This window comes from Sanguibacter sp. Leaf3 (assembly GCF_001425965.1).
GTDB classification, from domain to species: Bacteria; Actinomycetota; Actinomycetes; order Actinomycetales; family Cellulomonadaceae; genus Sanguibacter; species Sanguibacter inulinus.
The window spans coordinates 613,075-626,758 of the sequence record NZ_LMRH01000003.1 but is presented as its reverse complement, the minus strand read 5'-3'; the positions used below and the strand labels follow the sequence as shown (position 1 = coordinate 626,758).

Sequence of the window (13,684 nt, the reverse complement as noted above, 5' to 3'; positions counted from 1 at the left end):
TCCTGGCCGTGCCAGCCCCTGTCCGCGGCCGACCCCGAGGTCGCGCCCCCTTCGCCGCAGCCGCGCGAGGTCGCACCCATTCCCACGAGGTCGTACAGACACGCCAGACCCGGGCTCTCAGCCCTCGTGTCTGGCGTGTCTGTACGACCTCGCGGTTCGAGATACGACCTCACGGTTCGGGGTGCGACCTCGTGGGACGTGCAGGGTGAGCCCTGGTGGTTCGGGGCGCGACCTCGTGGGATGCGCGAGGCGCGATCAGCGGCCGAGGCCGCGCAGGCGACGGGGGACGGCGAGGTCGACGACGTTGACGAGGGTCAGCCCGACGAGCGCGCGTCCGAGCATCCGTCGCCCGCGGGAGCCAGGCGCCCCGGGTCCGCGCAGGGCGACCGCGGCACCGACCGCGCAGAGCACGGTCTCGGCTCCGGCGAGGACCCAGTACGCGGTCGGCCGCTCGATCCACAACCGCTGGAGGTCGTTGAGATGCCCGGGTTCGGTGGGGACCGTCGTCACCGAGGACCACAGCGCGCGGACGAGCGGCTGGGACTCGATGCGGCGGACGTCGGGCAGGTCTGCCGGGGGTAGCCATCCTTCGGCGACCTCGGCGGCCTCGACGGGCAGCCCGAGGAGCCGCATGAGCGCCGTGAAGGGGTCGTCCGCGTCGGCGTCGTCGAGCAGGGTGGTGAGCCTGTCGGTCTGCGCCGGGCTCAGGTCGAACTGCTGCGCGATCTCGTCGGTGTCAGCCGTCGGAGCACTGAAGTAGTCGTCGACGAGTCTCAGCACGCCCGAGGCCGGGTCGGCGCCGCCCGAGGGGTCGACCCGGAACCAGCGTGGGCCCCACTCGTGGGCGGTGACCATCTGACCCCCACGGACCAGGCCCATGCGACGCCACGGACCGTTGCGCTCGAGCCCGATGGTCGGGGTGCTCGTGGGGCTGGTGACGACGGCCTCGAGGTCAGCTGCAGGCTCGACACCGGCGATCACGGAGATGCCGTCGACCTGCGCGAACCAGAGGTCGGCTCCTGTGAGGTAGGCGAGACGGGGCACGTCGGTCGAGCGGATGCGCCCGACGACAGCTCCGGCGCGCGCCTCGATCACCAGACCGACGGCGTCGTCCCCGGGGGTCTCACCCGGGATCTCGAGGTCGGTCGCGATGCGGCACGCGACGTCGAGGGCCCGCGCGAGGTAGGCGGCGACGTCGTCGCTCGACAGTGTGGGGTACGGGCCGTCGACGGGGTTCTCGTCGGGGGCCCATCGGACGATGCGTCCGTCGCTCCAGCCGACGGTGCGTGCGACGACCCACCCGGGAGCGCCGAGCACAGCACCGTCCATGAGGTCGGCCGGGACGCCGAGCTGACCGAGCACGTCGGCGACCTCGCCGACGGTCGCGGCGGGCACGTGCTCGATGGCCTCGAGCGGGAGGTCGGCCTCGCCGCGCGGGTCACGAGGTTCCACGGCGATGAAGAGCGGGACGAGGGCGAGCTGGTCTGTTCCGGACGTGACGTCGTGCATGCTCCGAGTCTCACACACGGTGCGCGGGTCGCACGACCGGTCAGGCGGGTCGCACGACAGACCGAGCGGGACGCACGACCGGCAGGGCCGGCGGGCAGGGCGGGCGGGCAGGGCGGGCGGGCACATGGGTCTTGGACGCGAGGTCTGGCAGAGGCGACGACGTCCCTGGGCTGGACACGACAGAGCCCCCGCCACCGACCCGGGTGGGTCGGCGGCGGGGGCGCAGGTCGTGCTGCGTGCTCACCCGGGGTGCCACCGACCAGGTCGGCGGGCCACGAAGCGGGTCAGCGTCGCTCGCGCACCAGGGCGCGCGTGCGGGTGAGTCTCAGAACAGCGGCTCGGTCGAGATCTCGTCCTCGCCGGGGGCCGTGATGCCGAAGTCCTCGCCCCAGCCGGAGAAGGTCATGTCGACCGTGGCGCCGGCGATCTCGCTCGTCGTGCGGACCATGCGGTCCTGGTCGTCGATCCAGTACTCGTAGGTGAGCTCGGGCGGCAGGGTGCCGCCGGCAGCCTCGGCCTGCTCCTTGAGGTCACCGGTCACCTGGGTGGTGTCCACGACGACCGTGTACTGCTGCGCCTGGACGCCGTCGACGTCGACGGGCTCGCCGACCTTCTCGACCTTGGTGAACGCGCCCTCGAAGCCCTCGAGGCTCTTGGTCGGGTCGAGCTGGCTCTCGATGCCGTCGAACTGCCCGGCGAGCGGGTTGCTCTCGTCGGCCGGGTCGATCTTGACGAACTTGCCGCCGCTCATGTCACCGAGGTTCATGTAGAAGATCGCGTCGACGATGCGGATCTCCATGGCGACGCCCTGGGCGTCCATGGTCATCGACATGTTCGTGGTGTTGTCGACGAGCTCGACGTCGGCCGAGATGGTGCTCGAGGTGCCCGCAGCCTCCGTCGTCATGTCGAGGCTGTACGAGCCTGCCTCGATCGTGGCGGCCGTGAGGCGCTCCGCGAAGTCGTCCGTGGTGAGGTCGCCCGAGGCCGAGCCGGAGTCGTCGGCCTCGTCCGCACCGTCGGTGGCGGCGTCGTCGGTCGCAGCGTCGTCGGAGGAGGAGTCGGACGACCCGCCGCCGATGACGGACGAGGTGTCCTTGGTGTCGGTCGAGTCGTCCGAGCAGGCCGTGAGGCCGAAGACGCCGATCGAGGCGACTGACAGGACGGCGATTCCGCGTGCGATGCGCATGTTTCTCCTTCGTCGAAAAGCTGTGGTCCACCGGGGGCCGGCACTGCCATGAGCAGAGGACCGAGAGACGTGGCCGGCTGCGGTCTGGCTCGCAGGGTGTGCACCCGGTCGTCTCCTGGGGGGTGTCTTCACAGTAGCCGGGGAGGCGCTGACGAGGGGCGGCTCGCGATGGGCAGAAGTGCCTGGGGAGAGGTCCCCGGCGGGCGGCGACGGAGGCGTCGGGACGCGTCAGACTGCCCCGGTCAACCCGGGGTCGTGCGGTCCGCGGGAGGCCGTGCGGCGAGGCGAGCGGAGGCGAGGGACTGAGCCGGGCCGGCCTCGCCTGGGCGACGGGTGGAGAGACAGCGAGAGCGGCTGCTCCTGTCGATCTCTCGACGGGTGCAGCCGCTCTCACGGTGGCGGTAGCGGTGAGATTCGAACTCACGGTGGACTTTCACCCACACACGCTTTCGAGGCGTGCTCCTTAGGCCGCTCGGACACGCTACCTCGCGCTGAACAGTACCTGCTGGAGCGCCGATCGGTAAAATCGCCTCTGCTCGCAGGCCTGCGAACCGCTCAGCGGGATGCCACCTGCCCGCTGAGCCCCTTCTCCCCGGCGGCGATGTGCCGGGTGATCCACGGCGTGAAGAAGAAGAACACGGCAGTCAGCCCGAGCGTGACACCGCCGATCATCCCGAAGTACGGCACGAAGTTCTCGGTGAGGTCCGAGGTCGCCGACACGATCTGCGCCGTGATCGCCTGACCAGCGGCAGGTGCGAGGAACCACAGAGCCATCGACTGCGACCTGAAGGCCACGGGTGCGAGCATCGTGGTCGCCGCGAGACCGACCGGCGAGAGGCACAGCTCGCCGAGAGTCTGGAGCGCATAGGTGCCGATGAGCACCCACGAGCTGACCAGGCCGTCGCCCGCGAGCGCGGTCATCCCCGCGAGGAACAGGAAGGACAGCGACGCGAGTGCCAGCCCGATGCCGAACTTCACGGCGGTGCTGGGCCCGCGGCGTCCCAGGCGCATCCACAGCAGCGCGAAGACGGGCGCGAGCAGGATGATGAGGGCGGGGTTGACCGACTGGAAGAACTCCGGCTGGATGGTCAGCCCGAGGACGTCGAGCCGCGTCCTGCTCTCGGCATAGGCGGACATCGACGAGGCAGCCTGCTCGAAGATCATCCAGAACAGCATCGCGGCGACGAACAGCGGGATGTAGGCACGGACCCGTGAGCGCTCGGGCGCGGTGACCTTGGGCGAGCGCAGCATCACGACGAAGTAGATGATCGGCGCCGCGAAGGCGAGATAGCTGATCATGTTGACGATGCCTGAGGTGCCGAAGGACAGCTCCCCGGTCGACAGGCTCGTCGCCGCGAGGGCACCGAGGGCTGCGAGCGCGAGCAGGAGGACCAGGCCGAGGCCGCCACGCACGAGCATCGGGCGGTCGGCAGCCGTGAGCGGGTTGGCGACGTGGTCCCCGGCACCCCCCAGCTGCGCACGACCGAGCACGAAGGCGACGAGCGCGAGGCCCATGCCGACCGCTGCGACGGCGAACCCCGCGTGGTACCCGCCGATGCTCCGCGCCAGTCCGACGAGGAACGGCGCCGTGAAGGAGCCGATGTTGATGCCCATGTAGAAGATCGAGAACCCGGAGTCGCGGCGTTCGTCGTCACGCCCGTAGAGCTCGCCGACCATGCTGGACACGTTGGGCTTGAGCAGCCCGGTCCCGATGGCGACGCAGACGATCCCCGCGAAGGAGACGCCCGCACCTCCGGGCACGGCGAGCAGCACGTGCCCTGCGGCGATGACCATGCCGCCGTAGAGCGTCGCCCGGCGTGAGCCGATGACCCTGTCGGCGAGCCATCCGCCGACGACCGACAGGAGGTAGACGGACGCCCCGTAGATCGAGGTGACGGCGAGCCCTGTGTCGGAGTCGAGCCCGAGGCCGCCGTCCGCGAGGGTGTCCGTCAGGTAGTACAGCAGGATGGCGCGCATGCCGTAGTAGCTGAAGCGCTCCCACAGCTCTGTGCCGAAGAGGGTCATCAGGCCGATGGGGTGGCCGAAGAACCTCCGGTCGACGGGGCTGGCGTCTGGGGTGTCTGCAGGCGCCTGGGCGCCGTCGTTCTGGGGCATGGCTCTCAACCTACGCTTTTGGTGCAGGACCACCCGGTGACCATGGTCCTGCGGCTCGGCCGCAGACCGTGCAGGTCGTCCCGGTGCGGCCCCTCTCGTCACTGTCCGCCCCCTTGACGGCCCGTGCCACCGCAGATAGTTTCTACATCGTTGTACTACGACGATGTAGGCCACGGCGGTCGACGACGACCGCACGACAGATCGGACCTTCGCGTGCACCACAGACTCCGGCGGTCGACCGCCACCCTGATCACCGCAGCCGCCCTGGCCCTCGGGCCCGTCGTGCTCGCCGCGCCAGGCTGGGCTGCCGGACCTGCAGCCGCTCCCGCCGCCGAGCCCGTGGCCGCCCTGGCCGCCGATCCTGCGGTCGACCCCGTGGGAGGCAAGACTCTCGTCGGCGAGACCTCGCCGATCCACGACCCGGCCCTGGTCGTGGACGACGACGGCACCTGGTACGCGTTCTCGACGGGACGGGTCGGCCGGGAGAACGGCGGGACCATCCAGATCGCCACCTCCCACGACGACGGCACCACCTGGGAGTACGCCGGGACGGTCTGGGACGAGATCCCCGCGTGGATCGACGAGCACTTCGCCGGCGGGGCGCTGCCCGACAACCTCTGGGCCCCCGAGGTGTACGAGCACGACGGCACGTACTACCTCTACTACTCGGCGTCACGCTTCGGGACCGACGACTCGCTCACCGCGCTCGCGACCAACGTGACGCTCGACCCGGCCGACCCCGACTACGAGTGGGTCGACCAGGGTCTCGTGGTCGAGTCCCCGGTCTCCGGGCTCCCGGGCGACGTGAGGTTCAACGCGATCGACGCGGGGATCGTCGAGGACGAGGCAGGGAACCCCTTCATGGCGATCGGCTCGTTCTGGTACGGGATCTTCCTCGTGCCGCTCGAGTGGCCGAGCGGCAAGCCCGTCGACGGCTGGCAGGCGCAGACCGTCAACATCGCCGACAGGTTCATGCCGGGCAACCCGGTCGAGGCGCCGTACATCACGCACCGCGACGGCTACTACTACCTCTTCGTCTCCTTCGGTGCGTGCTGCCAGGGAGCCGACTCGACCTACGAGGTCGCCGTCGGACGCTCTGAGTCCGTCACCGGGCCGTACCTGGACCGCGAGGGCAAGGACATGTACGGAGGAGGCGGGACCATCCTGCTCGAGGAGCACGGCGCCGTCGTCGGGCCCGGTGGGCAGTCGGTCTTCGGCGACTACCTGGCCTTCCACTACTACGACGCCTCGAACGAGGAGATCCCGTACTTCCCCACGCTCGGCATCCAGCGGCTCGACTGGGTCGACGGCTGGCCCGTCGCCGACCAGCGCGTCGAGCTGCCGACTGTCGTGACCGGGCCCGACGACGTGACCGTCGAACCTGGCTCGACCGCGACCTTCACGACCACCACGGCGGGGATCCCGTCCCCGGTCGCCGAGTGGGAGACGTCGACCGACGGAGGCGCCACGTGGACCGTTGTCGACGAGCAGCCGCGGACGGTGCCTGCGGGGGCAGCGCCTGTCGCTGCGGGTGATGGGATCTCAGACGGGGACCCGGCGCTCGCCGCGGCTGCCGACGGTGTCGCGACCTCGACCCTCGAGCTCCCCGTCGCCAGCGCCGAGCAGGACGGGACGCTCGTGCGGGCCCGGGTGACCAACGCGCACGGGACCACAGCCACCGCGACAGCGACCCTCACCGTCGCCGCACCGCGGCCGCCTGTCGTGCCTGGAGAGCCAGCGCCTGAGGTGCCCGGGCCGCCGGACAGCCCGGTTCCTGGACCTGGCGACGGAGCAGCCGTCCCACCCGCACCGGCGACAGGTGAGGGCACGGCCTCCGGTCCGGCAGGCACAGGCCAGGTCGGCGTGCGCCAGCAGGCCGGGTCGACGCGGACCGGCGCCCTCGCGGAGACGGGCACCTCACCGTCGCAGGCCGTGGCAGGAGCCCTTGGCCTCGGGCTGCTGGGCGCTGCCGCCGTGGTCCTCGCGCGCCGACGGGACCGGGCCTGACCCCTCGGTGCCCGGGACGGCGACCACACTGAGTCGATGTCCACCACGGGGCCGACGTCCTCCGCGGGGCTGACGTCCTCCGACGGCGTGGGTGTCCTCCGAGGGCGCAGGTGTTCTCGGAGGGCCGAAGGATCTCGGAGGCCGCACGGCCCGTGCGGTCGTAGCCTGGAGAGGTGGACCATGCACAGCCCGAGACACCCTCATCCCCCTCCCTCGCAGACCAGCCGCTCGCCTCGAGCGCCGTCGACGCCGCCGAGCTCCCGCAGGACGCGACGCCAGCCGCGGCCGGAGGTGGTCGTGGCCCGCGCTCGGCTCCGGGCGAGGTGCCCGAGCAGCGTCAGTCCCGGCCGTCGCCGCGCCGCGACCACCCGGGCCCGTCGGAGCAGGACCTCGCAGCGCTCGTCGACCTGGTCCGTGGCCGACGGGTCGCCGTGCTGACAGGGGCCGGGGTCTCGACCGACTCCGGCATCCCCGACTACCGCGGCCCGGACTCGCCCCCGCGCAACCCGATGACGTACCAGCAGTTCATCGGCGACGAGTCGTTCCGGCGCCACTACTGGGCCCGCAACCACGTCGGGTGGCGGCACGTCGAGCGCACCAGCCCCAACGCCGGGCACCGGGCGCTCACCCGTCTGGAGCAGGCAGGCCTGCTCACCGGGATCATCACGCAGAACGTGGACACCCTGCACGTCGTCGCCGGGTCGACGACTGTCGTCGACCTGCACGGCAGCTTCGACAGGGTGGTCTGCCTCGACTGCGGGCACGTCGTGTCCCGCGAGTCTCTCGCGGAGCGCCTCGAGGCGGCGAACCCCGGCTTCGTCGAGTCGATCGGCGACGTCGCGGACATCGAGATCGCACCCGACGCCGACGCCGTGATCGAGACCACGGCGCACTTCCGCCCCGTCGCCTGCGAGGTCTGCGGCGGCACCCTCAAGCCCGACATCGTGTACTTCGGCGAGATGGTGCCCAAGGCGCGGGTCGCACGAGCCTTCGAGATCGTCGACGAGGCCGACGTGCTGCTGGTCGCGGGCTCGTCCCTGACGGTCCACTCGGGCCTGAGGTTCGTCAAGCACGCCGCGAAGGCAGGCACGCCTGTGGTGATCGTCAACCGCGGCGAGACCCGCGGCGACCCTCTCGCGACGCTCACCATCGACGCCGGTGCGACCCAGACCCTCGAGGCGCTCGCCGAGGCGCTGCTCGACTAGGCCCCGTCTCGCGTTCCACGACCAAGGCTGCTCGACGTGCCCTGGTCGACAGGCGCTGCCCGGCTAGTCTCCGCCGACGTCCCAGGCGTCGTCGCGCCGGTGCCCTGCGAAGAAGTCGAGCAGCAGCGCTGCGCACTCCTCCTCGCGGACACCGCCGAGCACCTCGACCCTGTGCGTGCTGCGACGGTCGCGGACCAGGTCCCACACCGAACCCGTGGCGCCGGCCTTCTCGTCCCACGCCCCGAGCACGAGCCTGGGCACGCGGGCCAGCATCGTCGCGCCGGCGCACATCGCGCAGGGCTCGAGCGTCACGACGAGGGTGCAACCGGCGAGCCGCCACTCGCCGAGGGTCTGCGCCGCGTCACGCAGCGCGAGCACCTCGGCGTGAGCGGTCGGGTCACCCGTCGCCTCGCGGGCGTTGTGCCCGCGGCCCACGACCTGCCCGTCCGGCCCGACGACCACGGCTCCGACGGGGACGTCCCCCGTGCGCAGGGCCAGGCGGGCCTCGTCGATCGCCAGGCCCATCAGCCGGTCCAGCTCAGGGCGTGGCACCGAGCGAGACGGCGTGCGGGAGGTCATGGCGGCGAGCCTACCGGGGCTCGGCCCGGGCACCACGAGCGCGACAGGCCGACGCCGAGCCGCTCCGGGTCCGAGGTCGCACGCAGCCGGTCGGGCGACGCTGTAGGTTGTCACCATGCGCTTGCACGTCGCCGACCACCCTCTGGTGGCCCACAAACTCACCGTCCTCCGTAACAAGGAGACGGCGTCCCCGACGTTCCGCCTCCTCGTCGACGAGCTCGTCACGCTGCTGGCCTACGAGGCCACCCGCGAGGTCGCCACCGAGCCCCACACGATCAGCACCCCCGTCGCAGAGACCGTCGGCACGAGGATCGCGGACCCGCGTCCCCTCGTCGTCCCGATCCTGCGCGCCGGGCTGGGCATGCTCGACGGCATGACCCGCCTGCTCCCGACAGCCGAGGTCGGGTTCCTGGGGATGCAGCGCAACGAGGAGACCCTCGAGGCCGTCACCTACGCGAACCGCCTCCCGGACGACCTCACCGGCCGTCAGTGCTTCCTCCTCGACCCGATGCTCGCGACCGGCGGCACGCTCGTCGCCGCGATCGACTTCCTCTTCGACCGCGGGGCGCGCGACGTCACGGCCGTGTGCCTGCTGGCCGCACCCGAGGGCCTCGAGATCCTCGAGAAGGCCGTCGGAGACCGCGGAGACGTCAAGGTGGTCGTCGCAGCCGTCGACGAGCGTCTCGACGAGAACGCCTACATCATCCCGGGCCTCGGCGACGCGGGCGACCGCCTGTACGGCGTGGTCGACTGACCGTCCCGGTCCCAGCACACGACGACGGGCCGCACCCTCACGGGGGTGCGGCCCGTCGCTATCTTCCGACTGCCACGGTGTCCGCCAGGTGAGACTTCTGGGAGTGGGCCTGGTCGATCGCCGTGCGGTCTGAGACTCTGCGCGGGTGACCAGCCCACGCCCGACAGTCGACCCCACCTCGCAGGTGCTGGTCGTCGTCCCCGCGTGCGGCCGTGCGTGCTGTCGGTCCTGACCTCTCCCCGAGCCCAGGACCGATCCTTCCTGCCACAGGTGCAGGACCCGCACACCCGGAGACAGCCATGACGGCGACCGCAGACCTCGCAGCACCCTCAGTCACACGTACCAACACATCGACGTCCACCGCGCAGGGCATCACTCGAGGCGACACCGGGGCACCACGACCGCAGCAGGGCTTCGTCCTGTGGGTCGGGGTCGCCCCGGACGGGCGCGACCAGCGCACGGCAGAGATCGTCGAGCTGGCCGAGGCACTCGGCGAGCTCGCCCGCGAGCTGTTGCCCACGGCCGAGACCTTCACGGCACTCTCGCTCGGTCAGACGTCCGGAGGCAGGGGCGGCGGGCGGACAGGAGAGCTCGGTGCGCTCCGCGACAGGCTCGCCCACCTCCAGCTCGTCGAGCGCACACCTGCGGTGCAGGACAGGGCGCCGGCGTCCGCAGCCGGGTCCGACGCGGTGCAGCCTGCCGCAGCGGGGTACGACGCGGTGCAGCCTGCCGTCACGGCACCGCGGCTGTCGATCGACCTGCCCTCGCGTCGGGTCTCGGTGCACGGGGTCGAGCAGCGGCTGACCTACAAGGAGTTCGAGCTGCTCGCCTATCTCGTCACCTCCGCGGGACGCGTGGTGCCGCGCAGCGAGCTGTTCGCCTCGGTCTGGCAGTCCCGCGCGACCGAGCCGGGGTCACGCACGATCGACGTCCACGTCCGGCGGCTGCGCGACAAGCTCGGCCTGCAGGTCGAGATCCTCACCGTCCGCGGGGCGGGGTACAGGTTCGAGCCGTCCCCGGACGTCTCGGTCGTCCAGGTCCGCCAGGCGGGGTGAGGCTGTCCCCAGAGGTATAGCCGCACTCAGGTCACCCCTAGGCCGTCCATCCCTCGCGACCGGCTCCCAGACGCAGACAGCCGGCCCACCAGAGGTGGACCGGCTGTCGGTGCTGTGTCGCTGCGCGCGGGTGGGGGCCGACGCGTCCGAGCCCGGCGAGAGGTTCAGGACGCTGGCGCGCTGCGGGTCCCAGCAGGTGCGCTCGTCGTGAGACTGCGCAGGTTCGAGGACCTCGGTGAGGTCAGCGTGCTGCGTAGGTGAGGCAGTCGGCGAGGTCGTCCGTCGAGGCGCCCGCACCGATGCGGATCGAGGAGGCCGAGCACTCGAGCGCGACGTTGTGCACGCACTCGGAGCGCTGGCAGGCACCGACCTGGCCGACGACCTTGTCGAGGCCGCCCTTGGCGCTCAGCGGGATGAAGGTGACGCACTCGGCGGCACCGGCGTGGCCGGCGACGGTCACGGCACCGGCGTGGCAGCCGTCGTGGTTGTATCCGCACGACGCGACGGAACACTCGCTGACGTGGGGCAGATCGAGAAGTGCACTCATGATTCCTCCAGCTGTGATGACGATGCTCTCGGTGGCACGCGGGGGTTCTGACGTGCTTTCTCGACCACCGTAGACCGCTCGAGAAATGCTGTATAGCAAGCAAGGACTTACTTACCCGGCGCTATTTCTCACGTGAATAGCGCACATTGTTGTTGCTTAAACGGCCTGACCTGGTGGTTGACCGGGGCAGGCTCGGACCGCGTCCGGACGACGTCCGCGCACGAGATCTGCGCACCTCCCCCGCACAGCCCAGACCCCCTCGCGACCTGCACCGGGACCTGCACCGGGACCTCGCACCTACGATGGAGGCATGGCATCTCCCCGACCTCCACGCCCCTCGTCCGGTGGTGTCGTCGGGATCCTCCGGAGCCGACGGGCACGAGTCTGCCTCGGCGTCGTCGCCGGTCTGGCGGTCCTCGCCCTGGCCGGGCCCGTGGTGTTCGTGCAGGCCCGAGCCGCTGACCACATGTACACGGCCGACGACGTCCCCGCGACGCCTGTGGCACTCGTCTTCGGGGCCCGGGTGTACGAGGACGGCACCCCGTCGCAGTTCTTGCGGGCGCGTCTCGACCTCGCCGCGGAGCTCTACGCGGCAGGCTCTGTCGAGGTCCTCCTCGTCACCGGGGACGGACGCCCCGACCACCACGACGAGCCCGCCGCGATGAGCCGGTATCTCGTCGAGCAGGGCGTCCCCGAGACGGCGATCGTCCAGGACCCGGCAGGATTCGACACCTACGACTCGTGCGTGCGCGCCGACGAGGTCTACGGGGTGCGTGAGCTCACCGTCGTCACGCAGAGCTTCCACCTCGCCCGCGCGGTGACGACCTGCCGCTCTGTGGGGATCGAGGCTGTCGGGGTCGGCGACACCTCGGTCAAGTCTCGACGGACGACCTGGGCCAAGACCACCGTGCGCGACCAGCTCGCCGCCATGAAGACCGTCGTCGACCTGGTCACCGACCGACAGCCGCTCCTCGGCCCACCCGACGACGCCGTCCCGAAAGCACTGGCCAACAGCCCGACCCCCTGACCCTTGACCCTTGCCAGCCCGCGGTGGGCGACCGTCGAGATCGTGACTTCGGAGCGAGATCGGGCCGGAGAAGGATCGATCTCGCTCCAGACTCACGATCTCGCAGAGCTCGCCGCGCCTGCGCCGCCGCGGAGACGTGCGGGGGCGCGATCAGCGCTCCGGGTCACCGCCACGCCCAGCGCTTCGGCGACGCCACCGCGGCGTCAGCGCTGGGGGCGCCAGAGGACGAGGGCAGCGCGGTCGTCGGCATCGACGACGGTCTCGGTGCCGCGTCGCCAGCCGACCCTGCGCAACCGGCGTCCGCCGCGGACGGCGACGACGTCACCTGAGGACGCAGCCGTGAAGATGCGCGAGCCCGGGTCTGCGGCGGCCGCCAGCAGCTCGACGCGGTGCTCGAGCTCGCGGACCTGCGTCTCGAGGTCGAGGATGCGCTTGATGCCGGCGAGGTTGATCCCCTCGTCCTGGCTGAGGCGTTGGACCTCGACGAGCTGGTGGATGTCGCGCCGGGAGTACCGGCGACCGCGCCCGGGCGAGCGCCGGGGCGAGACGATGCCGAGCCTGTCGTACTGCCGCAGGGTCTGCGGGTGCATGCCGGCGAGCTCGGCGGCCCGGGAGATGACGAAGAGAGGCTCGTCGTCCCGGGGCGCCGGGTCGCTCGTCCCACGGTGCGCCATCGTCTACTCCTTCGCTCGGGCCAGGAGGTCTTCCCGGACGTTCTCACCACCCGTGGCGGCGGCGAAGGCCTCGACCGCCTCGCGGGCCGCCTTGGAGAGCTTCTGCGGGACCGCGACCTGGACGGTGACCAGCAGGTCGCCCGTCTGCTTCGCGGTCTTGACGCCACGGCCCTTGACGCGCAGCACGCGCCCGGACGGGGTGCCCTCGGCCACCTTGACCTTGACGGTCGAGCCGTCGAGGGTCGGGACCTCGAGCTGGGTGCCGAGCGCGGCCTCGGGGAAGGTGATCGGTACGGTGATCCGCAGGTTGTGCCCGTCGATGCTGAACACCGGGTGCGGGGTCACGGTCACGGCGACCACGAGGTCGCCGGCAGGTCCTCCGCCGGTGCCCGGACGGCCCTTGCCGCGCAGGCGGATCTTCTGGCCGTCGCGGACCCCTGCCGGGATGCGCGCGGTCATCTGGCGCCCGTCGACGGAGAGCGTCACCGTGCAGCCCTCGACGGCCTCACGGAAGGGCAGGGTCGCAGCCGTCGTGAGGTCCTGGCCGGCCTGGGCCCGCGTCTGGGGGCGGAAACCGCCCTGCGCGCCACCGCCGCCGAACATCGAGCTGAGGATGTCGTCGAAGCCGTCGGGCATGCCGCCACCGCCGGTCGAGTACTGCTGGCGACCGCCGCCACCTCCGCCGAACATGCCACCGAAGACGTCTTCGAAGCCTGCCGAGCCACGGCCGCCCGAGCCTGCAGAGAACCTGGCTCCGCCGCCGGCCATGGCGCGCACGGCGTCGTACTGCTGACGCTGCTCGGGGTCGGAGAGCACGGAGTACGCCTCGCCGATCTCCTTGAACTTCGTCTCGGCCTTCGGGTCGCCGGAGTTCTGGTCCGGGTGGTGCTGGCGCGCCAGCTTGCGGTACGCCTTCTTGATGGACGCGTCGTCGGCGTCCTTCGAGACGCCGAGCGCGGCGTAGAAGTCTTTCTCGATCCAGTCCTGACCGGTCAAGGCGTCTCCTCTCCTCGTGACGTGAGCGAC

At 71.3% G+C, this 13,684-nt stretch carries 12 protein-coding genes and 1 tRNA gene; 5 read left to right on the top strand and 8 right to left on the bottom strand.

Translation table 11 applies throughout. The annotated features are described in order from the left end of the window. Positions 1-255: 255 nt before the first annotated feature. The 4 genes from ASG53_RS16165 to ASG53_RS16150 form a co-directional block, all read right to left on the bottom strand. The gene (locus tag ASG53_RS16165; protein WP_056135732.1) at positions 256-1,509 is read right to left on the bottom strand and encodes a hypothetical protein; all 1,254 of its coding nucleotides are present in this window, start codon (positions 1,507-1,509) and stop codon (positions 256-258) included. A gap of 325 nt (positions 1,510-1,834) precedes the next feature. Beyond that, the gene (locus ASG53_RS16160) at positions 1,835-2,695 is read right to left on the bottom strand and encodes a hypothetical protein (RefSeq protein WP_056135729.1); all 861 of its coding nucleotides are present in this window, start codon (positions 2,693-2,695) and stop codon (positions 1,835-1,837) included. Between the two features lie 396 nt (positions 2,696-3,091). Next, positions 3,092-3,181 (bottom strand) — tRNA-Ser (locus tag ASG53_RS16155). A 69-nt stretch (positions 3,182-3,250) separates the two neighbouring features. Then, positions 3,251-4,810: a peptide MFS transporter gene (locus ASG53_RS16150; protein ID WP_056135727.1), complete on the bottom strand. Its 1,560-nt coding sequence runs from the start codon at positions 4,808-4,810 to the stop codon at positions 3,251-3,253. Between the two features lie 213 nt (positions 4,811-5,023). On the opposite strand from ASG53_RS16150, the gene ASG53_RS16145 reads away from it, so the two are divergent. Both ASG53_RS16145 and ASG53_RS16140 read left to right on the top strand, forming a co-directional pair. After that, positions 5,024-6,817, top strand: coding sequence for an arabinan endo-1,5-alpha-L-arabinosidase (locus tag ASG53_RS16145; protein ID WP_235533971.1), 1,794 nt, complete (start codon positions 5,024-5,026; stop codon positions 6,815-6,817). A 323-nt stretch (positions 6,818-7,140) separates the two neighbouring features. Beyond that, on the top strand, positions 7,141-8,022 hold the full coding sequence (locus tag ASG53_RS16140) for an NAD-dependent protein deacetylase (protein WP_082544174.1): 882 nt from the start codon (positions 7,141-7,143) through the stop codon (positions 8,020-8,022). A 63-nt stretch (positions 8,023-8,085) separates the two neighbouring features. Here the strand turns inward: ASG53_RS16140 and ASG53_RS16135 are convergent, their stop codons facing one another. Next, positions 8,086-8,547 carry a nucleoside deaminase gene (locus ASG53_RS16135; RefSeq protein WP_056135724.1) on the bottom strand — a complete coding sequence of 154 codons (462 nt, stop codon included), beginning with the start codon at positions 8,545-8,547 and terminating at the stop codon, positions 8,086-8,088. 169 nt (positions 8,548-8,716) lie between these two features. On the opposite strand from ASG53_RS16135, the gene upp reads away from it, so the two are divergent. Next, a complete protein-coding gene (upp, locus tag ASG53_RS16130; protein WP_056135721.1) occupies positions 8,717-9,355 on the top strand; it encodes a uracil phosphoribosyltransferase in 639 nt (212 codons plus the stop codon). A 299-nt stretch (positions 9,356-9,654) separates the two neighbouring features. Continuing rightward, positions 9,655-10,410, top strand: a complete 756-nt coding sequence (locus tag ASG53_RS16125; protein WP_056135720.1) for a winged helix-turn-helix domain-containing protein — start codon at positions 9,655-9,657, stop codon at positions 10,408-10,410. A 241-nt stretch (positions 10,411-10,651) separates the two neighbouring features. Here the strand turns inward: ASG53_RS16125 and ASG53_RS16120 are convergent, their stop codons facing one another. Continuing rightward, a complete protein-coding gene (locus ASG53_RS16120) occupies positions 10,652-10,957 on the bottom strand; it encodes a DUF1540 domain-containing protein (protein ID WP_056135717.1) in 306 nt (101 codons plus the stop codon). A gap of 310 nt (positions 10,958-11,267) precedes the next feature. On the opposite strand from ASG53_RS16120, the gene ASG53_RS16115 reads away from it, so the two are divergent. Continuing rightward, positions 11,268-11,984, top strand: a complete 717-nt coding sequence (locus ASG53_RS16115; protein ID WP_082544128.1) for a SanA/YdcF family protein — start codon at positions 11,268-11,270, stop codon at positions 11,982-11,984. A gap of 203 nt (positions 11,985-12,187) precedes the next feature. Here the strand turns inward: ASG53_RS16115 and ASG53_RS16110 are convergent, their stop codons facing one another. Together ASG53_RS16110 and ASG53_RS16105 are read right to left on the bottom strand one after the other, a co-directional pair. After that, positions 12,188-12,658, bottom strand: coding sequence for a heat shock protein transcriptional repressor HspR (locus tag ASG53_RS16110; RefSeq protein WP_056135714.1), 471 nt, complete (start codon positions 12,656-12,658; stop codon positions 12,188-12,190). 3 nt (positions 12,659-12,661) lie between these two features. Further along, a complete protein-coding gene (locus ASG53_RS16105; RefSeq protein ID WP_056135710.1) occupies positions 12,662-13,654 on the bottom strand; it encodes a DnaJ C-terminal domain-containing protein in 993 nt (330 codons plus the stop codon). Between the last annotated feature and the right edge of the window lie 30 nt (positions 13,655-13,684).